Source organism: Flavobacterium piscisymbiosum (assembly GCF_020905295.1).
In the GTDB taxonomy this organism is placed as follows: domain Bacteria; phylum Bacteroidota; class Bacteroidia; order Flavobacteriales; family Flavobacteriaceae; genus Flavobacterium; species Flavobacterium piscisymbiosum.
Map to the genome: position 1 here is coordinate 734236 of NZ_JAJJMM010000001.1, position 24463 is coordinate 758698.

Below are 24463 nucleotides of genomic sequence, written 5' to 3' on the forward strand. Positions count from 1 at the left end.
TAAGAATTTTAGTTTTTTATGCATTAACTTTCATTGCAAATCCTACTTCAACAAATACCCAAACCTGATCGATCCGTAAAAATAGCCTGAATTGGTATTCGTTTCCGGATCTCTCAATTCTCGTCCTCTATAAATAAAAGAATACGACATATTGAAGTTATTGTGTCTGTATTTTAAACCAAACTCTGCATTAAAACGAAGCGGCTCAAGCTCAAAAGTTAACGGACTTGTATTACTAAACATGCTTCCCTCGATCGTCGCATCATAAAACTGATAATTGACGCTTGGCATCGCATAAAAATAAAATTCCCTGATATTGTATTGCGGTACAGAACTTACCGAAGCATCATGCAAATTCGAATCATAAATTGGCAGTAATTTTTTAAACCCAATTCGGGTTAAGAATCCTGTAGAAACGCCATCAAAAATAGTTCCCACATTTGCTTCTGACTGAAAATGAAGATCTATAAAATCATTGTGTTTTGATGGAAACATTTTTTTCGAATACATTACATGCGCCTGAACAGCAAAAGCATTATGCAACTGATTTTCCCAGCCAAAAACTTCTTTATAACCAATAATATGATGAAAACTTTCCTGAGTTTCTTTTCCTAAAGCATTTGGTCCCATGAAGCCCAATTGAAAATCGGTTTTTAAGACAGATTCGCTTTGGTAAAAAAAACTTCTTCCGGCTTCGGCAAAAAGATATCCGGTAAAAGGGCGATCATTTATCGTTACAGCTTCTGCATTAATAAACCTCGGATTATAGATATATTGTCCAACACGAAATTCGGTAATCTTCTTGTTGATTTTCGGGTTCTCATTTTTCGATAAAAAGCGATAAAAAAGCTCTAAACCATTTGTATAATACATATCATTTTTTGATGATGTGTATAAATCGTTGTCGGTAATAAAACCAATCTCTGTTGTTTTTGCCTGACCAAAAGCCAAAGCCGATGTCAATACTAAGAGCGCAATAAATGATTTTTTATTTCGCATGATAATTTATTTTCCCAACGGCGCGCATTTCACGAACAATTCTCTCTTTTCTTCTGTTTATATAACTTGAAGATCCTGTTGCTTTAAATTTTCTTGGGTTGGGTAATATCGCAGCAATTCCGGCCGCCTGCATTGGCGTTAAGCTTGATGCATCACGACGATACCAATGTTCTGTTGCTGCATAAGCTCCGTAAACTCCATCGCCCATTTCGATACTATTAAGATAAACTTCCATAATACGTTCTTTGCCCCAAATTACTTCGATTAAAACTGTGAAATAAGCTTCGAGACCTTTACGTAAATAACTTTTACCCTGCCATAAAAAGACATTTTTGGCGGTTTGTTGTGAGATCGTACTTCCTCCACGAATTCTACGTCCGCGTTCGTTACTTTTATATGCTTTTTGAAGTGCTTTAAAATCAAAACCATTGTGCTTTAAAAAAGTTCCGTCTTCACTGGCGATCACGGCTTTTTGTAAATTCATCGAAATTTTCTCGATAGGTTCCCAATCGTGATCAAAGAAAACTTCTTTACCATCTAATTTATTTTCGATTGCCCTAATCAGCATCAAAGGTGTGAACGGTACGGGAATATATTTAAAGAATACGACTGACGCGATCGAGATCCCGAAGAACCATAAACATAATTTAATAAAAAACCATTTTACTTTTTCACCAAAAGAGCGGTTGCCTTTTTTTGCTGCTGCTTTAGGTTTTGGTTTGTTTCCGGTTGATTTGTTTGCGGTTGTTGTTTTTGGTATCGGTCTTTTGGTTACTCCCATTATATTAAATCTGCTAATTCTGTTCCTATTAAACTCCCAATTGCTACTCCCATTCCGCCTAAACGCACTCCACAAAACACGTTTTCAGACAGTTGAGCAACAACAGAATTTTTACTATTTCCTATTCCCATAATCCCACTCCAACGATGGGCAATCTGGAAATCCTGATTTGGTAAAATTACATTTTTAAGTAAATCCTCCAATTTATTTTGTACAATTTTCGTCTGGCCAAATTCTGTTGTTGTTTCTGTCTCAAAATCAAGATTTCGACCACCGCCAAGCAAAATTCTATTGTCTATATTTCTGAAATAATAATAACCGCGATCGAGATGAAAAGTACCTTTTATATCTAAATTCGCAATAGGTTCTGTAATTAAAACCTGTGCTCTTGCCGGTTGTACAGCGCCTTTTGTAATAATATTTGCAAAACCATTTGTCGCAAAAAGTATTTTATTTGATTTAAAACTAAAATCATTTAGTACAATTTCGACCTGATTTCCTAAATCAGCATAAGAAGTCACGGTTTGTTGATTCAGGATTAAAATGTTTTCAGAAACCGCCTGCTTTAGCAATTCCTGCATCATATTTCCCGTATCAATTTGAGCTTCAAACGGATTAAAAATTAAATATTCCTGAATATTATTAAACCCAAATCGATCAAGTTCTTTAGAGAAAACATCCGCTTTAAATAGTGGTTTCAAAATTTCATTTACAAAAGGCAATCTCGAAATACATTCGCTAAATCCGCTTTCATCCTCTTTCAGAAACAATTCATATCCGCCGTGAGGCTTAAAATCTATTGCCGCATCTCCTAATCTTTTTCGGAGCAATTGCAAACCTTTCCAACGTTTCTCGATGAGATTTATTACCTCTTCTTCAGAATGTGTTTTGAGATCGTCCAAAATTTCAGAAAGGCTTCCAAAACAGGCAAAACCGGCATTCTTGGTACTCGCGCCTTGCGGCAGCATTCCTTTTTCTAACACCAGAATTTTTGCTGCAGGAAATCTTTCGCGTAAGCGTAATGCTGCATGTAATCCTACAATACCGCTACCCACGATTGTATAATCAACATTTGTGAACCAATTTTTAAGCTCCCAATAACTCAAATCCATTTGTCAATTTTTTATAAAAATAATGATTTTTTTGAACCATATAAGTAATGTAAGTTCATTTAAATGTTTTCTTTTTTACCATTAAGATATTAAGAAAAACTAAACTTTAAATAATAATTATCTCAAAATATAATGTCTAATAACAAACATTAAATATTTATTTTTTTTAACTATTAAGCAATTAAGTTAGATTAAGAAGTAGCACTTAATTTTTCTTAATATCTTAATGGTGAGATTAAAAATTAAATGTTTCAAAACTAAATTTAAATCAACTTACATTACTTATATGGTTTAGTACTTTTTAACATTTACTTGCTAAATTATATTCGTATTTTTAGCCTCACGAATATTAGAATTTTATTATGAAAAAAGTATTATTTACAACCTTAATAATGATGAGTTTAAACGCTATCGGACAGAATGTGATGTCTCCGGAATTGTTATGGAAATTAGGAAGAGTAAGTGCTCTTGGACTTTCGAAAGATTCGAAAAATGTTGTTTTTAAGGTTTCGACTCCTTCGATCGAAGAAAACAAATCGTCTTCTAAATTTTACATTATCCCTGTAAATGGCGGAAATGCAACTGAAATTAAAGACACAAAAGATGTTTTGGCCGACAAAAATGTTTCGCCTGACGGAAAATTTTTAGTGTACAATGAAGAAGTAAAAATTGACAAGGTTTTAGGTAAAGATTTTTATCCAAAAATGGATAAATCTGATGCTCAAATCTATGATGGTTTAGATTATCGTCATTGGGATACCTGGAATGAAGGTAAATTTAACCACGTTTTTTATAAAGAAAACAAAGACGGCGCAAAAGGAATTGACATTTTGAAAGGGGAAAATTTTGATTCTCCGCAAAAACCTTTTGGCGGCGACGAAGATTACATCTGGTCTCCTGACAGTAAAAGTATTTTGTATGTATGCAAGAAAAAAGCTGGAACGCAATATGCGATTTCTACCAATACAGATATTTATGAGTACAATTTAGAAACTCAAAAAACGACAAACAGAACCGAAGAAAACTTAGGTTACGATACGGCACCGCAATTTTCTCCAACAGGAAACCTAACCTGGCTGCAAATGAAACGTGACGGTTATGAAGCTGATAAAAACGATATTATTGTAGAATTTAAAGGAATAAAAACCAACTTAACAGCAAACTGGGACGGAACTGCAGATAATTTTATCTGGAGTAAAGATGGTAAAAACATATTTTTTGTAGCTGCTGTTGATGGTACAAAACAATTGTTTACGGTAAACTTTCCGGGATTAACCAGAATTGCGATTCAGGTTCGCCAATTAACAAAAGGAGATTTTGACGTAAATGATTTAGTAGGATTTGCCGGCGATGATATTATCGTAACCAGAAATGACATGAATCACGCTCCGGAAATTTATGCTTTTAACTTAAAGAAAAATAGCTGGAAACAATTGACGAATGTAAATACTGAAACGTACAAAACATTAGCGTTAAGCAAAACAGAAAAACGTTACGTTACAACTACCGACGGTAAAAAAATGTTGGTTTGGGTAATTTTACCTCCAAATTTTGATGCTTCTAAAAAATATCCAACTTTATTATTTTGTCAGGGAGGACCTCAATCTCCGTTGACACAATCGTATTCTTTCCGTTGGAATTTCCAGTTAATGGCTGCTAAAGGTTATGTAGTGGTAGCACCAAACCGTCGTGGAATGCCAGGACATGGTGTTGAATGGAATGAGCAAATTAGTAAAGATTGGGGCGGACAAGTTATGGACGATTACCTATCGGCAATTGATGATGTATCTAAAGAAAATTATGTAGATAAATCACGTTTAGGTTGCGTTGGTGCTAGTTACGGTGGATATTCAGTATTTTATTTGGCCGGAATTCATAAAAACCGTTTCAAAACTTTTATCGCGCATGATGGCGTTTTCAATACAGTAAGTATGTTAGGAACTACCGAAGAGGTTTTCTTTAACAATTGGGATTTTGGTGGTGCTTATTGGGAAAAAGATAATGCTGTAGCGCAAAAAGCATATACGACTTTTAACCCTGCAACTTTAGTACAAAACTGGAACAAACCTATTTTGATTTTTCAGGGAGGAAAAGATTACCGTGTACCAATTGGGCAAGGACAAGAAGCTTTTCAGGCTGCGCAGTTAAGAGGAATCAAATCGAGATTTGTGTATTTCCCTGATGAAAATCACTGGGTTTTACATCCGCAAAATGCTCAAGTTTGGCAAGGAGAATTCTTTAAATGGTTAGACGAGACACTTTAATCAAATAATTTAAACATAAAAATAGCCGTAGATTTTATATAATCTACGGCTATTTTGTTTTTTAGACCTTTTAATTATGTAAAAGATTAGCATTTATTTGTATTTCTAAAACAGATTTTTTGAATAAATTGCAGCAATTTCCCAATATAAATCTTCTCAATCCCCACAATAGCAATCTATGGAGAGTAAAAAAAGTTATACAGCACTCAAAGTCCTTTTTAGTTACATTGCTCTTTTGGGACTAGTAGTTACTGTTGGATGGTTTTTATATTCTGAAAATGTAGTTTATAAAAAATTAGAGGATAAAATTGCTTTCGAAAAAACCAAGATTCTTAGGGTAAGTAAATTGTTTTCGAATGTGTATAAAACAGAGAGTTTAGCCCGGAAAACAATCCAAAACAATTCTGAAGAAGATTTTAAAAACTATCTTATCGAAACCGATTCTTTAAAATCAAGAATCGATACTTTAAAACAAATTGTTACCACTCAATATCAAAAAACGTTACTGGATAGTGTTACGTATTTACTGTCTGAAAAAACGAAAAACATTCGACAATTAAAAACAATAAAAAATAAAGCCGAAGATGAAGTATCTGTCAATACTGCTATTGATGAAATTACCAAAATGGAGTTTAAACTTCGAAAATTAGAACTTCAGGATTTCAACAAAAACCCGAATCAGCTGGGCAGTTATCAGCGCAATGTGCTTCAAAAATATGTTGATTATCTCAATCAGAATATTCCGGATGACAGCACAAATACATTGAGCAAACAAGCATCGGATTCTATTTTGGCCAATTCGAAAAAATTGTTGAGTAATGTAAAAATCAAGGCCGAAAAGAAAAAAGAATCACTGAATTTTGAAGAAAATAAATTACTGAAAAACGAAATCGCTATTTCGGATCAGCTTCGTAAAGTACTTCGAATTATCGAAAGAGAAATTATCATCAACTCGATAAAAAACAATTCATTAAAAGAAAAATCACTTAAAAAAGTCAACGAAATCGTAACCATTTCGGCTATTGTTGGTTTGGTCTTAACGTTGTTTTTCTCGATCCTGATTGTAAGCGATTATTCGAAATCGCAGGTTTATAAAAAACAACTCGAAATTGCGAATTTCAAAACCAAGAATTTGCTTAAAAGCCGCGAACAGTTAATTTCGACGGTAAGTCACGATTTAAAAACACCTTTGAGTACTATTGTGGGTTATTCTGAGCTTCTGGGCAATTCTGATGTTACTACAAAGCAATCGTATTTCATTAAAAACATAAAAAACTCATCAGAATATATTACGCAATTGGTTCAGGATTTACTGGACTTTTCGAAGATTGAAGCCGGAAAAATTACTATCGAAAAAGTTCCGTTTTTATTACCCGACATTATTGATGAAGTCGCCAAAAGTATCCAGACCGTTTACAAACATAAAAACATTGATCTTATTATTAATGTCGATGAGAAACTGAATTCGAGAATTGTTGGAGATCCTTTTAGGTTAAAACAAATTCTGAGTAATATTATCGGAAACGCATATAAATTTACCGAAGAAGGTTTCATCAAAATTAGCGGATATATTGCGGACAATGATAAGTTTTACACCATTAGAATTGAAGACACGGGAATAGGAATCGAAAAAGGAAATCAGAAATTAGTTTTTGAAGAGTTTGCGCAGGCGAATGAAAATATTGAAAAAGAATATGGCGGAACTGGTTTGGGATTGTCTATTTGCCAAAAAATAATTTCGATTTTGGGCGGTGATTTAAAACTGGAAAGTACATTTGGTAAAGGAAGTACTTTTGAAGTACAACTTCCGTTACAGTTCGATAATAGTCAGACTTCAGTTCCTGAAATCCAAAAGCCTATAGTTCGCAACACCAAAAAACAAACTTTTATTGTTCTGGACGATGATATCAATCTTTTGAATTTGACAAGCGGAGTTTTAAGACAGGAACAACATCAGGTGCTGTCTTTTAATAGCGGTATAAAAGCTTTAGAAGCGATTCAGAATACCAATTTTGATTTTATCATTACAGATATACAAATGCCGGAAATGGATGGTTTTGCGTTTTTGAAAAAATTAAAAAATTCAGGATATTCCACTTATAAAAACCAGCCTGTAATTGCACTTACAGGAAGAACTGATCTTGATGCTGCTGTTTATAACGAAGCTGGTTTTACAACTGTAATACAAAAACCGTATTCGCCTAAAATATTACTGGAGACCATACATCTTATTTTAGAAAATGACACCTTACCCAATGTTGACATTAATGAGCATGAAGAAAAAACCAGTACTAAATTGTATTCGCTGGAAACACTGCAAGAATTTCTAGGCAACGATACTACAGCATTAAAAGAAGTTTTAAAATCATTTATCGAAAGCAGCTCTGAAAATCTGAATTTACTAGAGAATGCAATGATCGATAAAAACACAGCCGAAATTAATTCAGTTGCACACCGAATTGCGCCAATGTTCAAGCAAATTCAGGCACGTGAAATTGGTGAAATTTTAAAAGTCTTAGAAAATAAGGATCTTGAAACTTCTGATTTAAACGATATTTTCAAAGTTTTGAAAGCAAAAACAGATGTGCTTTTTAAAGCTTTACATAAAGAAATAGCTTAATCTATATTGTAATGCTTTAATTTATTATAAAGTGTTTTTCTGGTAATTTTAAGCAATTTTGCCGCTTCGGATTTATTATTCTGTGCTTTTGATAAAGCGTGAATAATAGCTTCTTTTTCGTTTTCTGACAGTGAAAAATCACCATTATTGGTTTGTTGTTTTTGAATCTGGAAAAATTCAACCGGCAACACATCACTTTTTATAAAATCGCCCTGAGTTAAAAGCGTAGCACGTTTTACGCAATTTTGAAGTTCACGTAAATTTCCCGGCCAGTTGTAGTTTTGAAAAATAGTAACTACTTCCGGTGAAAATCCGATGATATCTTTATTTAATTGCTGATTGGCTTTTTCTAAGAAATAATCGGCGAAAACCATTAAATCTTCGTCTCTGTCTTTTAATGATGGAGACTGAATCGAAAATTCGTTGATTCTATGGTATAAATCTTCTCTAAAATCGCCATTTTTTACTGCTTCGCGCAAATCTTCGTTTGTAGCGGTAATGATACGTATATCAACATTAATTTCCTTATTGCTTCCAACAGGTTTAATTTTACGTTCCTGAAGCGCTCTTAAAAGCTGTATTTGATTTTCGTATGAAAGATTCCCTATTTCATCTAAAAAAAGAGTTCCTCCATTAGCAGCTTCAAAATAACCCATTTTATCGCTTATGGCTCCTGTAAAAGATCCTTTTAAGTGTCCGAAGAATTCACTTGCCGCCAATTCTTTCGGAATAGCTCCACAATCGACTGCAATGAAATTATTATTCTTTCTTAAACTTTGCTGATGAATACTTTTGGCAATGATTTCTTTTCCTGTTCCGCTTTCTCCAATAATCAAAACCGACATATCTGTTGGACTAACCAAATGAATGTGATCTAATAATTTTTTGGATGCCACCGAAATTCCTTTTACAAACTCATTTTCGGTATTGGCAGTTTGTTTCTTCACAGATTTTTTTTCCTTTACAGGAATTTCTTCTTCTGTTTCTGAAGATTTTAAAGCATTGGTAATAACCAGTAAAACCTCATCAGGATTGAAAGGTTTCGAAATGTAATCAGCAGCTCCGTTTTTAATCGCTTTTACTGCAGTATTCACATCTGAATATCCTGTCATAAGAATTACAGGGATTTCCGGGTAAGCCGTCTTAAATTCAGACATTAGTCCAATACCGTCAGAATCAGGCAAGCGAAGATCTGTCAAAATTAAATCGAAGGATTCCTTTTTGATGGCTAATCTTGCTTCTGCTGCAGAGAAAGCAATGGTTACTTCGTATGCTTTTTTTACCAGAAATTTTTCTAATAATTTGCAAAACGAAATATCATCTTCTATGAGTAATATCTTTGGCATTTGTTTTTAGGGACTTTTTTGCTAAAATAAGACTATTAAAATTGTCTTTTCACAAAATTATGCAAAAAAAAAGAGATTGCGTAATGCAATCTCTTTTTCACCAAAAACATAAATCTAAATTCACCTAATTTATATCTTCAACCAGTTGCCATTGACATCTGAAAAAACAGTAGCCTTTTGGTCACCAACCGATATTTCGAGTTTATACTCTTTTTTTTCATTTACAAATGCTTTATCCAGTTTTGCTCCCGGATAAGCAGTTTGCAGTGCGGTTTTTATAGCAGCAGGTACAGCATCTGCACTTACTTCTATATATTCTGTCTGAGCAGAAACAACCGTCTTAGTTTGTTCCGGAGTTGTCTCATTACTTGCGTAAATAGAAAAACTTCCTAAAACTATTACTGCTGATAAGATTAACTTTTTCATGTTGCTCTCTTTTTAATTATTTTTTAATGATGTTTCCAGAAGCATCTGTAAATACAGTATACTTTTTGTCACCACTAGAAATTTCCAACTTGTACTCATTCTTTTCGTTTTTATACGCTTTTTCAAGTTTTGTATTCGGAAAAGATTTTTCGACAGTTGATTTTACAGCTGCCGGAACAGCATCCGTACCAATTTCAGTAAATTCATCCTGAACTGTCACTGACTGAGTCATTGAAGTTGTTACCGGATTAGCTGCCTGAATTGACAAACTTCCTAAAATGATTGCTGCTGATAAGATTAACTTTTTCATAATAATAGTTTTTATGGGTTACTTAATTATTTTTTAATAATTTTACCAGTAGCGTCTGTATAAACAGTAGACTTTTCACCTCTAACGGTGATTTCTATTTTATACTCTTTTTTCTCGTTTACATAAGCTTTGTCCAATTTTACACCTGGATAAGCTTCGTCTAACGCTGTTTTAATAGCTGCCGGTACGGCATCAACTTCTTTATATTCGTCCTGAATGTTTACTGATTGAACCATTGAACTTGTCACGGCTACATTCCCTGCTTGCATTGACAACCCTCCTAACAGGATAGCTGCCGATAATATTAACTTTTTCATAGTGATAGTTTTTACGGTTATTTTTTAATTATTTTTTAATCCAAGATCCATCTGCGTTAGCAAAAAGTGAACCTACTTTGTCACCTACTGTAACGTCTAGTTTATACTCTGATTTAGCATTTTTGTATGCTTTAGAAAGTACTGCATCCGGATACGCTTTTTTAAGTGCATCAGTAATTGCAACTGGTACTTCTTCTAATTTAATTTCAGTGTATTCGTCCTGAATTGAAATTGTTTTTACGATTGTATTTGTTACTGGAGAAGTTGAAGCAAATGATGTTAAACCTCCCAAAACGATTGCGGCTGATAAAAATAGATTTTTCATAATAGTTATATTTTAATATTGTTAATTTTATTTTAGTATTGCTAATTTGAATCTGCATGAGAATCTAAAGTTTAGCTAAATTATTTTTTAATCCAGGTTCCGTCTGCATTAGCAAAAAGATTTCCTACTTTGTCACCAACGGTAACGTCCAATTTGTATTCTGCTTTTTCGTTTTTATATGCTTTAGTAATTACAGCATCCGGATAAGCTTTTTTCAAAGACTCAGCAATTGGAGCTGGTAATTCTTCTAATTTGATTTCTGTGTATTCGTCTTCAATAGAAATCGTTTTTACGATTGTATTTGTAATAGGAGTAGTTGAAGCGAATGAAGTTAAACTTCCTAAAACAATTGCGGCTGATAAAAATAGATTTTTCATAATGTATATATTTTAATTATTTAATAGTTGTTTACGCTTTAGATAATGAAAATATTGTGCCGCAACGCAAACGTTACCTCCCTAACTGCTTAATCTCTTATTTTTAAAGGGATTAAGCTATATGTGCCAAAATTATAAATTATGATAAAGTGTGTAATTCTCTTAAATATTGTGTAAAAAGTATACACAAATAGTGTTTACTTAGAGAATTTAACCAATAAAACTGATAAACTTAGATGTGGCAAAACCAAAAAAACATCTGAATCATGATTCCTTTGTAATTATTTTCCACCAACGAAATATTCCTAACAGAATAACAAAAACAACATACAGTTTGATGAAGGTAATTAAACGACAAAACCCGATAGCATGAAATGTATCAGGTTTAGCAATATTATAAAACAAAAAAGGCTGCCAAAATTTTGACAGCCTTTATATTATTCTTCTATAGGTTTCATTTTAAATGTATCCATAAATGCAGTTGTATAATCTCCTGCAATATATCTAGGATCATCCATTAATTGTCTATGGAAAGGAATTGTAGTTTTTACACCTTCAATTACAAATTCGTCCAAAGCTCTTCGCATTTTGCTAATTGCTTCTTCACGAGATTGAGCAGTCGTAATTAACTTAGCAATCATCGAATCGTAATTTGGTGGAATTGTATATCCAGAATAAACGTGAGTATCTAAACGAACTCCGTGACCTCCCGGCATATGAAGTGTAGTAATTTTTCCTGGTGAAGGACGAAAATCATTATAAGGATCTTCGGCATTAATACGACATTCGATAGCGTGCAATTCCGGTAAATAGTTTCTACCTGAAATTGGAATTCCGGCAGCAACCATAATTTGCTCACGAATTAAATCGTAATCAATTACTTGTTCTGTAATTGGATGCTCTACCTGAATACGAGTATTCATTTCCATGAAATAGAAATTTCTGTGTTTGTCAACCAAAAATTCTACTGTTCCGGCTCCTTCGTATTTAATGAATTCAGCGGCTTTTACAGCAGCTTCTCCCATTGCAGTACGTAATTCATCTGTCATGAAAGGCGAAGGCGTTTCTTCAGTTAGTTTTTGATGACGACGTTGTACAGAACAATCTCTTTCAGAAAGGTGACATGCTTTTCCGTAAGAATCTCCAACAACCTGAATTTCGATATGACGTGGCTCTTCGATAAGTTTCTCCATGTACATTCCGTCATTTCCAAATGCAGCGGCAGCTTCCTGACGTGCACTTTCCCATGCTTTCAATAATTCATCTTCTTTCCAAACAGCACGCATTCCTTTTCCACCACCACCTGCTGTTGCTTTAAGCATTACAGGATAACCAAATTCTTTAGCTAATTTTTGTGTTTGTTCGAAAGATTCTAATAATCCTTCAGAACCTGGTACACATGGAACCCCTGCTGCTTTCATTGTAGCTTTTGCAGAAGCTTTATCTCCCATTCTATCAATCATTTCAGGAGCAGCACCAATAAATTTGATTCCGTGTTCCTGACAAATTTTTGAGAATTTAGCATTCTCAGAAAGAAATCCATAACCTGGATGAATTGCATCTGCATTTGTAATTTCTGCAGCGGCAATAATATTTGACATTTTCAAATACGATAAGTTACTTGGAGGAGGACCAATACAAACCGCTTCGTCAGCAAACTTAACATGTAGACTTTCTGCATCGGCTGTAGAGTAAACTGCTACAGTTTTGATTCCCATTTCTTTACATGTACGAATTACACGAAGTGCAATTTCTCCTCTATTCGCAATTAATATTTTTTTAAACATCTTACTTTAATTAGATAATTAGACAATTTGATAATTAGATAATTTTAGATGATTAACAAAACTTGTATTGTGAATCCTTCTAAAATCTAAAATCTAAAATCTAAATTTATTTATGATGGATCAACTAAGAATAAAGGTTGGTCAAATTCTACAGGAGACATATCGTCTACAAGAATTTTTACAATTTTACCTGAAACTTCTGATTCGATTTCGTTAAATAATTTCATTGCTTCAATTACACAAAGAACATCACCTTTAGAAATAGTACTTCCAACTTCAGTAAATACTGGTTTGTCAGGAGATGGTTTTCTATAGAAAGTTCCAATAATTGGAGATTTAATAGTAATGAATTTAGAATCTTCTGCCGGAACAGATGCTTCGCTAGTTACGTTTACAACTGCTGGAGCTTGTTGAGGAGCAACTGCTTGTGGCAAGGCAGCCTGAGCAGGCAATTGTTGTACATAAGTAGTTTCAGTTACATTTCCTTCTAAAGTTGTTCTGATAGTGATTTTTACATCATCCATTTCTAACTTTACCTCTGCAACTCCCGAATTTGCTACAAATTTGATTAGGTTTTGAATTTCTTTTAAATCCATAATGATTTGTTTTTAGTTTTAATTTATTTCTTATCGTAAGCCCATTTTAGGTAAATAGATCCCCAAGTGAATCCACCACCAAAAGCGGCAAAAATAATATTATCTCCTTTTTTGAACTGGTGCTCAAAGTCGCTTAATACTAAAGGCAATGTAGCTGAAGTTGTATTACCATATCTTTCGATATTCATTAATACTTTTGATTCTTCAAGATTCATTCTGCTTGCAGTAGCATCTATAATACGTTTGTTTGCCTGATGCGGCACTAACCAATTAACATCTTCGTTAGTCAGATTGTTTCTTTTCAAGATCAACTCACTTGCATCAGCCATATTCGTTACAGCATATTTAAAAACGGTTTTTCCGTCCTGAATAATATTGTGTTGTCTATTTTTAACGGTCTCTTCTGTAGTTGGTATTAGAGAACCTCCGGCAGGAATTTTAAGAAAATCGCGTCCTACACCATCGCTTCGTAAGTATTCATCTTGCAAGCCTAAGCCTTCATAATTTGGTTCGAATAAAACGGCACCCGCTCCATCTCCAAAAATAATACAAGTCGCTCTGTCTGTATAATCTACAATTGATGACATTTTATCTGCACCAATTAACAGTACTTTTTTGTATCGCCCTGACTGCACATAAGCTGCAGCAGTTGACATTCCGTATAAAAAACTTGAGCAAGCCGCTTGCAAATCGTATGCAAAGGCATTTGTAGCTCCAATTTCTGTTGCAACATAAACTCCTGTAGAGGCTACCGGCATATCTGCTGTAGCTGTTGCCATTATAATCATATCAATCTCTAAAGGATCAATATTTGCTTTCGCAATTAAATCTTGTGCTGCTTTTATGGCAAGAAACGACGTTCCTTTATCAGCATCTTTAAGAATCCTTCTTTCTTTAATTCCAGTACGAGTAGTAATCCATTCGTCATTGGTATCGACCATTGTTTCTAATACTTTGTTCGAAAGAACGAAGTCAGGAACATAAGCTCCAACAGCGGTAATTGCGGCTGTGATTGTATTCATTATATTCTATTATTTCGTTTCAAATACTGCGTACCTGAAAAATTTTTAAAAGACTTGAAAATTACAAAAAAAAAACGAAATGAATTTGTATGCATTTTCTTAAAAAAAGAAAATTATAACCAACAAAAAAAACTCTCACTATGTGAGAGTTCTAGTATCATTTACAAAAACGTATTAAGCAACCGCTACAGATTTATCGATAACAACTTGCCCTCTGTAATACATTTTACCTTCATGCCAGTAAGCTCTGTGGTATAAATGTGCTTCTCCAGTAATAGGACATGTAGCGATTTGAGCTACAGTAGCTTTATAATGTGTTCTTCTCTTATCTCTTCTTGTTTTCGAGATTTTTCTCTTAGGATGTGCCATTTTACTATATTATTTATCCGTTAATAGTTTCTTTAATTTGTCCCAACGCGGGTCAATATCTTCTTCTTGTTTACTCTCTTCTTTTTGTTCTTTTACTGTTAGCTCATTCAATTTTGTTAAAGCTTCGGTTTGCAAACTTCCGTCTTTTACTCCTGGATGAACTCGTTTTAGCGGTACCGAAAGCGCAATCATTTCATAAATGTATTGTGCAACATCTATTTCATGCTCTCCGTGCGGTAAGATCAACAGCTCTTCGTTATCATTATTGAATTCATCTCCAAAACGAACAATTAATTTCATTTTCCCTTTTATAGGAAGATCGAAATCTTCGCCTGTTAGATCACAAGGCACATTTACAGTTCCTTTGTGTTTGAATTCCAACTCTAACATGTTGCTTTTCTTATCTAAAACTAAACCTACTTTGATATCTGAACTTTGAAATTCATCGTAATCAAAGTTCGCAAAGAACGTGTTACTTATTTGATACTCAAAATGGTGTTTTCCTAGCTTTAACCCTATGAAAGGAATTAAAAATTCTTTTGTTTTGCTCATTTCAACATCAATTTCACCAACTCGTATCTAAAAATCAGATACCTGAATTGGGGTGCAAAGATATAAAATTATTATAAAACTAATAATCTTATTCACCTTTTTTTGTTTATAACTGTTTTTCTTTTATTTTAAGAGGTTTTTGAGTAATCTCTTCGTACTGATTTCTCGAATGAAAAATATCTATCGCAAGATAAACTGCCTCTTTGAATGAATTAAAATCTGCCATGTCTTTTCCAGCAATATCATACGCTGTACCGTGATCCGGCGATGTTCTGATCTTATTTAATCCTGCTGTATAATTAACTCCTTTTCCAAAAGATAATGTTTTAAAAGGTATCAATCCCTGATCGTGATAAGTTGCTACAATGGCATCGTATTTTTCATATTGACCACTTCCAAAAAAACCATCGGCAGAAAAAGGACCAAAAACCATAGTTCCGGCATCGAATATTTTCTTTAAAGCTGGTTTTAAAACCAAATCATCTTCTTTTCCTATTACACCACCATCACCCGCATGTGGATTCAATCCTAAAACAGCAATTTTTGGTCGTACAATACTAAAATCCTGAATTAAAGATTTTCTTACGGTTTCGATTTTTCTTGTAATTAATTCTTCCGTTAAATGCGAAGAAACTTCACTTAAAGGAACATGATCTGTCAATAAACCAACTCTCAAATTATCCTGAACCATCATCATCAATGCATTTCCTTCTAATTCCTGATCTAAATAATCTGTATGTCCCGGAAATTTAAAATCTTCTGACTGAATATTATATTTATTAATAGGAGCTGTAACCAATACATCAACTAAACCATCTTTTAACGCCTTGGTTGCTGCAACAAATGATTTTATAGCGTACTCGCCAATTTTCTCATCGTTTGTACCTAAATTAATATCTACTCCTTCTTTCCAAAGATTGAATACATTTACTTTCCCAACAACAACCTGATCTAGTTTATCAACTCCATGAAACTGAACCGTAGATGTAAAGCTCTTTTTTACAAAAGAAAGAATTTTGGCATTGGCAAAAATAACCGGCGTACACATTTCTAACATGCGAGAATCTTCGAATGTTTTTAATATAACTTCGCTTCCAATACCGTTTAAATCTCCAATTGAAATCCCAACAATTATATTTTCTGCTTTTTTATTCATGAGCTCAGGTTATTTATTACTAATTTTGATGTGCAAATTTAGTAAAATAAAACAACAATGTTTACAGGAATTATAGAAACCCTTGGAAGGATTCACGAAATAAAAAAAGACCAAAGCAATCTTCACGTAACAGTAGAAGCTTCAATTACAAACGAGTTAAAAATAGACCAAAGCGTTTCGCATAACGGAATATGCCTGACAGTTGTCGCTATTAAAGACTCTTTTTATACCGTCACCGCTATTGAAGAAACGATTTCGAAAACAAATATTGGCGACTGGAAAGCGGGCGATATTGTAAATCTGGAAAGAGGAATGAAACTTGGCGACCGTCTTGACGGACATATTGTACAAGGCCACGTAGATCAAACAGGAACCTGCATTAAAATCGAAGAAGCAAACGGAAGCTGGAACTATACTTTTGAATACGATAAAAACCTCAGCAATATTACGATCGAAAAAGGATCAATAACCGTAAACGGAGTAAGCCTTACAGTTGTAAACTCTAAAACAAACGAATTTAGTGTTTCAATTATTCCGTATACTTACGAAAACACCAATTTCAAAAACTTTAAAGTTGGAACAAAAATAAACCTGGAATTTGACGTGGTTGGAAAATACATTTCAAGACTTTATTCGATAAATAAATAGGCTCTCAAATATCATTTCACAAAAAAAAGCTTCAATTTACATTGAAGCTTTTTTTATTTTATGCTTATATATCATTATACCCCCTAACACAATAGCCAATATCAACATAAGAACAATATGATCATCTATTGGCACACGTCCATAAGGAGGAGTGTCAGGCGGATCAAGAGGCTCATCACCCGGCTCTGGCGGCAATTGCTGAGCAAAAACAATCGCAACATTCATCAAAGCCAAACAAATCGTAAAAAAAACAGTCTTTATTATCTTCATAATTTTAACATGCTGCTAGACAACAAGGTAGGTTGTTAAATTTATTTATTTTAATATAATTCGCACAAAAACAGGGGCTTAGATGCAAATCCCTGACAAATGTATACGTTTTTTACAAAAACACAAGGTTTAAAGTAAAAAAACCATGAGAAAAACAATTTCGGCATCTTACTGTAAGAAATAAACCAAATAATTAGATTTTATTCTATCTTACTTATTTATAAAATTACGTTTTTTTTTATTTATTAAGAATAAAAAACAAAAAAGCCTTTACATTTCTGTAAAGGCTTTCTATTCTAAATATGTGGTCCCACCTGGGCTCGAACCAGGGACCACCTGATTATGAGTCATGTTTACTTTATTTTAGTTTAATATATTTTTTCATTATTATTACTGATAATCAGATATTTAACATTTTTAAAGATAAACAATAAATCATTATTTATTATTTTAATTGTACTTTTGCTCGTCAAATGCTCGTCAAAATTAATACATAATATTTTAAACAATGGTATCATATAAATTTACACTAAAAGCAACACCAAGTACATTTGGCGAGTATTTTATTAATCTTGTACTAATTAAAGACAGAATAAACACTAGTCTATCAATAAAGAAAAAATGCAAACATGAAGATTGGTCATTTGAAACAGAACGTCTTAAAAAAACGCACAGAGAATACAAGCAGATTAATGATCTGATTGAAAAATATTCAAGACGCGTTAACAACATTATTACTGAATTTGAATCAGATGAAACTCCATTCACATTACAAGATATTGTAGCCAAATTCAAAAAAGCTTCCGGAAAGCAGCGAGCACTAAGCTATACTGCTTTTCACGAAAGTTTAATCGAAGAAATTAAAAGTGCAGGAAAATTGTCAACATGTAACATTGAAAAAGATACCTTAAAATCGATTCAACGCTTTTTTAACAGAACCGAAATCACTTTTAAAGATTTATCAGTAGATGCGATTTATAAATATCAATCTTTTTTAAACGGAAATCACAATAGCCAAAGTACAATTGGAATAAGAATTCGAACCTTAAGAGCCGTTTTTAACAAAGCTATTAAACGTGAAATCATCCCCGTTACTATGTATCCTTTTGATAAATTTAAAGTATCAAAAATCAAGGAAAGTGGAAAAAAGGAATATCTCTCTGAAGAAGAACTTGAATTATTAAAAAATATAGAATTGATAAACAAAAGTGACATTATTGCACGAGATATGTTTCTACTAAGTTTTTATGGAAGAGGAATTAATTTCATTGATTTAATGCAATTAAAAAAAACAGATTTATATAAAGATACAATCACATATAAAAGAAGTAAAACTGAAGTAATAGTAAACTTCAAAATAAACGATTTCTGGAAACGCAAAATTGAGGAATACATTTCAACGGGAGATTCACACTATTTATTCAACATCATTAATAACAATCAAAACTCAAAAATTTATATAAATAACAAAAAAGAAAAATATCTAAAAATTCATATAAACACACCTCTTAAAAGAATTATTACTGATTTAGGTATTAAAAAGAAAATTACATACTATTGTGCCAGACATTCATTTGCAACTATTCTAAAATTTAATAATATATCAACCGATATTATTAAGGAAGCTTTAGGGCATAAAGATATCAAATCAACAATGTCTTACTTAAACACACTTCCAAGCAACACTTTGGACAAAATGATCGATGATATAATCTTTTAAATTAAGAATATTAGATTTATTATGCCAATTTATTGGCATTCAACTCTTTATTCCAAAAGCTCATTCATTTTATTTGTTTTCCTTATCCTATTCATATTCCATAATAATAATAATCCTAGAGACGTAGAATAGATATTAGAGAGATAATAAGTTTTACAAAATGTATATCCTGCAAAAAAAAGCGGAAAGTTTTTAAATCTAAGATAATTTTCTTTAGCATGAACGATCAAAAAAATTATCTTAGATTTAAAATGTTAGCATTATAAGTAATGTGAAAATCTTCTAATGAAATTCAGGAAAAAATTTATAAATATCTCAACTATTGCTAGTAAAAGAGTTCCCAAAACGAAAAGCATCAAATGGAAGGTGTACACTTTGATTAAATTTTTATAGGAATTACAAACAAAGAATTACAAATTACTAATGATAAACCCGCCAGTCACTAAGTGATTGACGGGCTGTCCATTAAACATAATCTTCCAGTATATGTTTAACTACAAAATTCATAAATTACTAAAATCAATTGAATCGCAGAATCATTTTTATCTAGAAAAGATCCACTTTACACTATGGATATCATGTAGCAAATTTCACAGATGATTATATTAATAATTTGTTTCTTTTCTATAAATTAATATTTCAACTTAAGTTTCATTTTTTATCAATTTTCAACATAAAAAATACGTTTCTTAAATATTAAATTCATGAAGATTTGTTTGGTCTTTACATAATTAAATATGTAAGTGTTATTTTATTATAATGAAATATACAAGTTATATATTACAAATTATTTAATTGTGATTGTCATATTAGGAACTACAATACTTCCATTGCTTCCTGTATAACGCTGCGCATAAACTTCTATATAATCGTTAGTTAACATTTCAGTTGTTGCATTTAAAGGAAGAACCACAATATCATTTGTAGATGCGCCCTTACCATAAATTTTATATTGACTTAAAAGTGTACCATTTTTTGCTATATAAACAATGTAAGTACCTGCTGCTGGAACCTGAAAAGAGATGGAACCCGATATTTGAAAAATTCTTTTCTTTTTTCCTGTGTATCTTAATCTATTTGGGGAATCAGTTGAAAATCTGAATAAATTCGAATAAGTTGTTGAGGGTGTACCCGACCCTACTTTTACAATATCGCTCGGATTTGAATTGTTAAAAGCGACTCCCAGACCACTTCCTACTGCATAATCCATTGCAAAATCTCCAGTTGCATTTGCATCTGTCTCAGTTGGAATTCCGGCAGAGCGAACGTTCCAGCTATTATTAAAATTGTATCCTGTATAACTACCAGTTGTATATGGCTTAACATAATTTGCAGGAGTTGGTCCTGTATAAACAACTGACTCTAAAACTGCATCACTTGTGATAGTAAGCCCTGTCGTCGAAACATCAAAACCAAAAGCTCCGGTATTCACATTTGAGAAACCGCCTTGCTTTTCTATCAAATTGAACGTTCCTGTAAATTTTTCATAAGTACCTGAATTATTGCTAAACCATGCCTGGTTACTCAATAGCAATTGACCGATATTATTATAGGTGATTCCATTGGTGTTTCCTGAAAAATTAACAATACTAAGAAACGCTAATCCAAAACCAGATATAGTTCCTATGCTATTTGAATTGGCGATAATACAATCTCTAAGTAAAAAAGTTTGCCCCGCCGTACCGCTTAGATTGAAAACTGTAGCTCCCGGTGTAGTAATGGTAAGATTCCTTATGCTTCCACCTGTTGTTCCGTCAAAAAGATTTCCTGATGTTTTCACAATAATATCTTCGTTAGCATCCAAACCGTCAAGATAAGCACTGTTTAAATCTATTGGAAAATTAAATACAATCTGACCATTAATTTCATACAAGGTATTGGATGTCAAAACATATTTAGCACCACCACCTGCTGCCAGCTCAGTGGCTAGCACAGTTGCTAAATTATCACCGGCTCTAATACGCTTAAAATTTAACCGTGGAAGCGCACCACTCATAGGTACCCATGACGATGAAGACGATATATAAGAATAAAACAATTTAAAATCTGTGTCATAAACCATTAGTCCGTCCACAGGAGTAACTATAGCATTTTTTTGCGCAGTCGTCATACGGGGTGTTAACAAACCCTGAGTATTAGAAGTTATATCCAAAATAGAGCTTGCAGCAGGAGTTACGGTACCTATACCGATTTGTGCATTTCCTAAAAATGATAATAAGAAAAAAAAGAGTACCAATATTTTATGCTGTCTCTGAGTATATTTATTTACCATAATTTTTATTATTAATTAGTTTTTGAAGATTAAGATATTTTACGAGCAACATAATGCATTAAGAATTCAAGAATAGTACTTATTTTTTGCCCGAATTTGATATAATAATTTTTTGGGTTATTTTTTCATTGTCAGAAGTTAGAAAAGTGGCAATGTAAATTCCAGAACTTAAGCCCGAAGTTGAGAAATTATAATTTTGTTCAACTCCCAATTCACTTTTGTTTAATACAGCCTTTCCAAGAATATCAAACAAAACAAATGATTCAAAAGCTATGTTATTTGGATTTGAAGCTCTTAAGACTTCATTAATATTGTCTTGAACTATTAAGAATTGCCTTTTTATTTCTTCATTAATACCGAGAGTCTGATTTGTAAAAGTTATTTTAAATCGGTCAGAATAAACCCCAGATGCAATAATGATCTGATAAGTTCCATTTTTGATATCATGATAAGATGAATCTAATTCATCATATAAGTAAATATTTTGTGAAGGATCAAAATTAACAATCTCAGGAATATAAAATTTCAGAGTAGTATTAGCAGTCGCTTTAACAGTTAAAGGTATTCTCTTTGAGAGTTCAAAATTAACTCCTTGGATTACATAGTTGGAATTTTCTAACCAAAATGAAATATCACTAGGAAGGCTTTGATCCATATTTAGGGCATCAATCCCAACATCAATCCCATCTGTCGCTTCGGGTATAAATGCTAGCGCAAGTTGCCTGGTAAATTGATTATTTATAATTGTGTTTATTTTAAAGTGAGACACAGGAGTACTTTTCTCTTCTGATGCATTTAAAGATTTATCTTTATTTGATTTTGCAAATTGAGATAAACCAGAACCTTCTTTATAAAATGCACGGTGCGAATTTTTAAAAGTAACCGAACCGCTAGCTGCACCATTGATTAAAAAACCTTGTCCAATAGGACTGTATTTTCGCTCTATTATTAAACCAGAGGATGTCCCTGTAGTGTTCAAGCTGCCATTACTATTATAGCTATTAAATGTGGCTGCCACATATAATCCTGTGGATCCTACTGCTACTGGTGAATAGGTACCATAACCTCCTCTATAAGCAGATAGATAATGAGAATTTACCGTTTTATCCTGCTCCCAAAAGTAAGCAACCCCTGTGCAGGCTGTATTTGAGGGATCTAATAGGAAAGCATTTAAATGAAGTGCCGAAGGGTACGGGTTCCCTGTAAGTGTTGCTGCATTTCCAGTTCCTACTGCTACTGCTATATTTCCATCATTGGGCTTACCTCTGAAATCATATCTTTGAGCTCCTGTTCCAGGATTATTGGGTATGCCGGTTCCTTCTGGATCATTTGTATCAGTACCGCTTGTGCCTTTCATTGTAAACCCTTCTCCAGCCGCTATTGTTGTAGCGCCTCCAACCTGAATCCATTGCGAGTAGTTATTGGCATTTGTTAACTTATAAATCCAATATGACGCTATTGCAAGTGGGCTTGCAGATCCATCATAATTTGTAAGTGGAAGTATTGTTGCAGGGACCACAGCAGTTGAAGTAATTGGCCTATTTAGCAGTGAAATTCCAAAAGGTGTATTACCTGTTGAGACAATAGGGTTTCCAACAGGGGAACACCAATAATTATACTCAAAGTTGTCGGAAGTACCTTCCTGATAAACCGATAAAATACCTGTTCCACTATTGGTGGATACTCCGCTAGTACCCTGAACCAACTGAGAGTTATTTCTTAAATATAGATTTGAATTTGGTGCTAAATCTATATTCTGATTTACATATAAAACTTGATTTTTGACATATACAGGGGAATTTACACCAATATATATTTGTGAAAATGTTTGAATAGAAATAAAAACAAAAAATAATAGTAATATTTTTTTCATAATTTTTTCTTTATTTTTTAATATTAAAAATTAAAGGACTCGTCCTGACAGAAACACTTATGGCTTACTTTTATTTCTTTTACCTATAATATAAAACCCAAAAATAATTCCAAATGCAAATAATATATAGACAAAGGAATCTATTGGTGCTGCAACTGGATCATCAGGCAATCCCGGAGGTGGTGGATTTTCAGCAAAAGCGATGTTATGAATAAGTAAAATTGCTGGAAAAATAATAGTATAAAAAAGTGATTTTTTCATTTTTTAGGTACACAATTAAATAAATTTATCTGTCGCCCTTCGGATTTATTTTTTAAACAGCCATTTTCAATCTAGCATTGTTAATTTACTGTAAGCTAGATAGTAAAAAAACATCGAAAAAAGTTTGTAATTATTGTATTACAATATCAAATCTGGGCTCTTACAAAGCTGACTTTAATATTTGACTTTAATCTTACATAATTTTTAGTTAAATGTTACATAATTCCCACATATAAAAATAGGAGAAACTTAAAATATTAATCTAAAAAAAATTTAATTTAATCTTGAACAAACAAAACATAATCGATAACTGCTTTCATCTACAAGAATATCATTTTTTGTTTTATTTAGCTTACTATTTTTTTGAAGCTCTGGAATAAAACTAATATTTATACTACCTTTAAAAAATGAGAACAAACAGCGAAATAATAATAATTGAGGACGATGAAGACGACAGAATGCTTCTTAAAGATATTTTTGAAAGTTTGAACTACCCTAATAAAATAACCTTTATAGAAGATCCGATGGATGCAGTCTCTTATTTAGCAGATCCTGTGGTGAATCCATTCATAATATTTTCTGACATCAACATGCCTAAGATAAATGGATTTGAATTGCGAGAGGAGATTCTGTCCGATGAGATAGTAAGCATAAAATGTGTACCTTATATCTTTCTCTCAACATCCAAAAGTCCCGAAAATGTTCTTAAAGCATACCATTGTAAGGCACAAGGCTACTTCAAAAAAGAATCTGACTTCTCTATTTTCAAAACCGTAATCCAAAACATAATGGAATATTGGAGTAAAAGTTTGACTCCAACTAACTCTCTATTATAATTAATTCAATAGTCCTGCACCTAAAGAAAGCAGTAGTGTTTTTAGCAATAATCATAAGTCGAAAAGAGAGATAAATAATGTTTTGATTTTAATATAGTTACAATAGTACTACCTTTTGCTTTTCTTTATAATTTTTAATGCCTAAAAAAACATTACGAATCATTTAAAACATTTAAGTTAACATTGCGTAATACTATCTCGATTTGTAGTTTAATAAACACATG

Annotated in this window: 24 protein-coding genes; 5 read left to right on the forward strand and 19 right to left on the reverse strand. The window is 32.7% G+C overall.

Translation table 11 applies throughout. The features are described from left to right. Nucleotides 1-42: 42 nt before the first annotated feature. The 3 genes from LNP81_RS03475 to LNP81_RS03485 are packed head-to-tail and all read right to left on the reverse strand — an operon-like array spanning nt 43 to nt 2892. Entirely contained in the window at nt 43-999 is a 957-nt protein-coding gene (locus LNP81_RS03475) for a lipid A deacylase LpxR family protein (protein WP_230033477.1), read from the reverse strand. Then, a complete protein-coding gene (gene mtgA, locus LNP81_RS03480; protein WP_230033479.1) occupies nt 989-1780 on the reverse strand; it encodes a monofunctional biosynthetic peptidoglycan transglycosylase in 792 nt (263 codons plus the stop codon). Before mtgA ends, LNP81_RS03475 begins: the two co-directional genes overlap by 11 nt. After that, entirely contained in the window at nt 1780-2892 is a 1113-nt protein-coding gene (locus LNP81_RS03485; RefSeq protein ID WP_230033481.1) for an NAD(P)/FAD-dependent oxidoreductase, read from the reverse strand. The genes mtgA and LNP81_RS03485 overlap by 1 nt, the downstream gene beginning before the upstream one ends. A 362-nt stretch (nt 2893-3254) precedes the next feature. Between LNP81_RS03485 and LNP81_RS03490 the strand changes: the two genes are divergently transcribed. Next, nucleotides 3255-5156, forward strand: a complete 1902-nt coding sequence (locus tag LNP81_RS03490) for a S9 family peptidase (protein WP_230033482.1) — start codon at nt 3255-3257, stop codon at nt 5154-5156. 178 nt (nt 5157-5334) lie between these two features. Then, on the forward strand, nt 5335-7776 hold the full coding sequence (locus tag LNP81_RS03495) for an ATP-binding protein (protein WP_230033483.1): 2442 nt from the start codon (nt 5335-5337) through the stop codon (nt 7774-7776). On the opposite strand, the gene LNP81_RS03500 is transcribed toward LNP81_RS03495, so the two are convergent. The 12 genes from LNP81_RS03500 to pdxA form a co-directional block, all read right to left on the reverse strand. Next, entirely contained in the window at nt 7773-9122 is a 1350-nt protein-coding gene (locus LNP81_RS03500) for a sigma-54-dependent transcriptional regulator (protein WP_230033484.1), read from the reverse strand. The genes LNP81_RS03495 and LNP81_RS03500 overlap by 4 nt on opposite strands. A gap of 129 nt (nt 9123-9251) precedes the next feature. Continuing rightward, nucleotides 9252-9548: a PepSY-like domain-containing protein gene (locus tag LNP81_RS03505; protein WP_230033485.1), complete on the reverse strand. Its 297-nt coding sequence runs from the start codon at nt 9546-9548 to the stop codon at nt 9252-9254. 16 nt (nt 9549-9564) lie between these two features. Beyond that, the gene (locus tag LNP81_RS03510) at nt 9565-9858 is read right to left on the reverse strand and encodes a PepSY-like domain-containing protein (protein WP_065448662.1); all 294 of its coding nucleotides are present in this window, start codon (nt 9856-9858) and stop codon (nt 9565-9567) included. 26 nt (nt 9859-9884) lie between these two features. Continuing rightward, nucleotides 9885-10175, reverse strand: a complete 291-nt coding sequence (locus LNP81_RS03515; RefSeq protein ID WP_065448663.1) for a hypothetical protein — start codon at nt 10173-10175, stop codon at nt 9885-9887. 28 nt (nt 10176-10203) lie between these two features. Further along, complete coding sequence (locus LNP81_RS03520) at nt 10204-10500, reverse strand: hypothetical protein (protein WP_230033486.1); 297 nt, start codon at nt 10498-10500, stop codon at nt 10204-10206. A gap of 80 nt (nt 10501-10580) precedes the next feature. After that, nucleotides 10581-10877: a hypothetical protein gene (locus LNP81_RS03525; RefSeq protein ID WP_078006853.1), complete on the reverse strand. Its 297-nt coding sequence runs from the start codon at nt 10875-10877 to the stop codon at nt 10581-10583. A gap of 437 nt (nt 10878-11314) precedes the next feature. Beyond that, the gene (gene accC / locus LNP81_RS03530; protein WP_065448666.1) at nt 11315-12664 is read right to left on the reverse strand and encodes an acetyl-CoA carboxylase biotin carboxylase subunit; all 1350 of its coding nucleotides are present in this window, start codon (nt 12662-12664) and stop codon (nt 11315-11317) included. Between the two features lie 110 nt (nt 12665-12774). Beyond that, nucleotides 12775-13260, reverse strand: coding sequence for an acetyl-CoA carboxylase biotin carboxyl carrier protein (accB, locus tag LNP81_RS03535; RefSeq protein WP_055093857.1), 486 nt, complete (start codon nt 13258-13260; stop codon nt 12775-12777). A 23-nt stretch (nt 13261-13283) separates the two neighbouring features. Next, a complete protein-coding gene (locus tag LNP81_RS03540) occupies nt 13284-14282 on the reverse strand; it encodes a beta-ketoacyl-ACP synthase III (RefSeq protein WP_230033487.1) in 999 nt (332 codons plus the stop codon). Nucleotides 14283-14456: 174 nt separating this feature from the next. Continuing rightward, nucleotides 14457-14651 (reverse strand): 50S ribosomal protein L32, encoded by a 195-nt coding sequence (rpmF, locus tag LNP81_RS03545; RefSeq protein ID WP_007137315.1) that lies wholly within the window; start codon nt 14649-14651, stop codon nt 14457-14459. A 9-nt stretch (nt 14652-14660) separates the two neighbouring features. Then, entirely contained in the window at nt 14661-15203 is a 543-nt protein-coding gene (locus LNP81_RS03550; RefSeq protein ID WP_230033489.1) for a YceD family protein, read from the reverse strand. Between the two features lie 106 nt (nt 15204-15309). Continuing rightward, a complete protein-coding gene (gene pdxA, locus LNP81_RS03555; RefSeq protein WP_230033490.1) occupies nt 15310-16359 on the reverse strand; it encodes a 4-hydroxythreonine-4-phosphate dehydrogenase PdxA in 1050 nt (349 codons plus the stop codon). Between the two features lie 57 nt (nt 16360-16416). Here pdxA and LNP81_RS03560 point away from each other — a divergent pair, with 57 nt between their 5' ends. Beyond that, nucleotides 16417-17007 carry a riboflavin synthase gene (locus LNP81_RS03560; RefSeq protein ID WP_230033491.1) on the forward strand — a complete coding sequence of 197 codons (591 nt, stop codon included), beginning with the start codon at nt 16417-16419 and terminating at the stop codon, nt 17005-17007. Between the two features lie 36 nt (nt 17008-17043). On the opposite strand, the gene LNP81_RS03565 is transcribed toward LNP81_RS03560, so the two are convergent. After that, the gene (locus tag LNP81_RS03565) at nt 17044-17277 is read right to left on the reverse strand and encodes a hypothetical protein (RefSeq protein WP_230033493.1); all 234 of its coding nucleotides are present in this window, start codon (nt 17275-17277) and stop codon (nt 17044-17046) included. Between the two features lie 508 nt (nt 17278-17785). Here LNP81_RS03565 and LNP81_RS03570 point away from each other — a divergent pair. Then, nucleotides 17786-18997, forward strand: a complete 1212-nt coding sequence (locus tag LNP81_RS03570) for a site-specific integrase (RefSeq protein ID WP_230033495.1) — start codon at nt 17786-17788, stop codon at nt 18995-18997. Nucleotides 18998-19784: 787 nt separating this feature from the next. Here LNP81_RS03570 and LNP81_RS03575 read toward each other — a convergent pair. The 3 genes from LNP81_RS03575 to LNP81_RS03585 form a co-directional block, all read right to left on the reverse strand. Continuing rightward, nucleotides 19785-21269: a hypothetical protein gene (locus LNP81_RS03575; protein ID WP_230033497.1), complete on the reverse strand. Its 1485-nt coding sequence runs from the start codon at nt 21267-21269 to the stop codon at nt 19785-19787. Between the two features lie 79 nt (nt 21270-21348). Further along, nucleotides 21349-23142, reverse strand: coding sequence for a T9SS type A sorting domain-containing protein (locus LNP81_RS03580; RefSeq protein ID WP_230033498.1), 1794 nt, complete (start codon nt 23140-23142; stop codon nt 21349-21351). A 57-nt stretch (nt 23143-23199) separates the two neighbouring features. Further along, nucleotides 23200-23403: a hypothetical protein gene (locus LNP81_RS03585; protein ID WP_230033499.1), complete on the reverse strand. Its 204-nt coding sequence runs from the start codon at nt 23401-23403 to the stop codon at nt 23200-23202. Between the two features lie 407 nt (nt 23404-23810). On the opposite strand from LNP81_RS03585, the gene LNP81_RS03590 reads away from it, so the two are divergent. Further along, nucleotides 23811-24239 carry a response regulator gene (locus LNP81_RS03590; RefSeq protein WP_230033500.1) on the forward strand — a complete coding sequence of 143 codons (429 nt, stop codon included), beginning with the start codon at nt 23811-23813 and terminating at the stop codon, nt 24237-24239. The last annotated feature ends 224 nt before the right edge of the window (nt 24240-24463 follow it).

Coding starts and splice junctions, on each gene's coding strand:
- LNP81_RS03505 (WP_230033485.1), bottom strand. CDS start 9,548: ATGAAAAAGTTAATCTTATCAGCAGTAATAGTTTTAGGAAGTTTTTCT.
- rpmF (WP_007137315.1), bottom strand. CDS start 14,651: ATGGCACATCCTAAGAGAAAAATCTCGAAAACAAGAAGAGATAAGAGA.
- LNP81_RS03590 (WP_230033500.1), top strand. CDS start 23,811: ATGAGAACAAACAGCGAAATAATAATAATTGAGGACGATGAAGACGAC.
- mtgA (WP_230033479.1), bottom strand. CDS start 1,780: ATGGGAGTAACCAAAAGACCGATACCAAAAACAACAACCGCAAACAAA.
- LNP81_RS03560 (WP_230033491.1), top strand. CDS start 16,417: ATGTTTACAGGAATTATAGAAACCCTTGGAAGGATTCACGAAATAAAA.
- LNP81_RS03575 (WP_230033497.1), bottom strand. CDS start 21,269: ATGGTAAATAAATATACTCAGAGACAGCATAAAATATTGGTACTCTTT.
- LNP81_RS03490 (WP_230033482.1), top strand. CDS start 3,255: ATGAAAAAAGTATTATTTACAACCTTAATAATGATGAGTTTAAACGCT.
- LNP81_RS03520 (WP_230033486.1), bottom strand. CDS start 10,500: ATGAAAAATCTATTTTTATCAGCCGCAATCGTTTTGGGAGGTTTAACA.
- LNP81_RS03475 (WP_230033477.1), bottom strand. CDS start 999: ATGCGAAATAAAAAATCATTTATTGCGCTCTTAGTATTGACATCGGCT.
- LNP81_RS03585 (WP_230033499.1), bottom strand. CDS start 23,403: ATGAAAAAATCACTTTTTTATACTATTATTTTTCCAGCAATTTTACTT.
- LNP81_RS03495 (WP_230033483.1), top strand. CDS start 5,335: ATGGAGAGTAAAAAAAGTTATACAGCACTCAAAGTCCTTTTTAGTTAC.
- LNP81_RS03510 (WP_065448662.1), bottom strand. CDS start 9,858: ATGAAAAAGTTAATCTTATCAGCAGCAATCATTTTAGGAAGTTTGTCA.
- LNP81_RS03570 (WP_230033495.1), top strand. CDS start 17,786: ATGGTATCATATAAATTTACACTAAAAGCAACACCAAGTACATTTGGC.
- LNP81_RS03525 (WP_078006853.1), bottom strand. CDS start 10,877: ATGAAAAATCTATTTTTATCAGCCGCAATTGTTTTAGGAAGTTTAACT.
- LNP81_RS03500 (WP_230033484.1), bottom strand. CDS start 9,122: ATGCCAAAGATATTACTCATAGAAGATGATATTTCGTTTTGCAAATTA.
- LNP81_RS03515 (WP_065448663.1), bottom strand. CDS start 10,175: ATGAAAAAGTTAATATTATCGGCAGCTATCCTGTTAGGAGGGTTGTCA.
- accB (WP_055093857.1), bottom strand. CDS start 13,260: ATGGATTTAAAAGAAATTCAAAACCTAATCAAATTTGTAGCAAATTCG.
- LNP81_RS03580 (WP_230033498.1), bottom strand. CDS start 23,142: ATGAAAAAAATATTACTATTATTTTTTGTTTTTATTTCTATTCAAACA.
- LNP81_RS03540 (WP_230033487.1), bottom strand. CDS start 14,282: ATGAATACAATCACAGCCGCAATTACCGCTGTTGGAGCTTATGTTCCT.
- LNP81_RS03565 (WP_230033493.1), bottom strand. CDS start 17,277: ATGAAGATAATAAAGACTGTTTTTTTTACGATTTGTTTGGCTTTGATG.
- pdxA (WP_230033490.1), bottom strand. CDS start 16,359: ATGAATAAAAAAGCAGAAAATATAATTGTTGGGATTTCAATTGGAGAT.
- accC (WP_065448666.1), bottom strand. CDS start 12,664: ATGTTTAAAAAAATATTAATTGCGAATAGAGGAGAAATTGCACTTCGT.
- LNP81_RS03550 (WP_230033489.1), bottom strand. CDS start 15,203: ATGAGCAAAACAAAAGAATTTTTAATTCCTTTCATAGGGTTAAAGCTA.
- LNP81_RS03485 (WP_230033481.1), bottom strand. CDS start 2,892: ATGGATTTGAGTTATTGGGAGCTTAAAAATTGGTTCACAAATGTTGAT.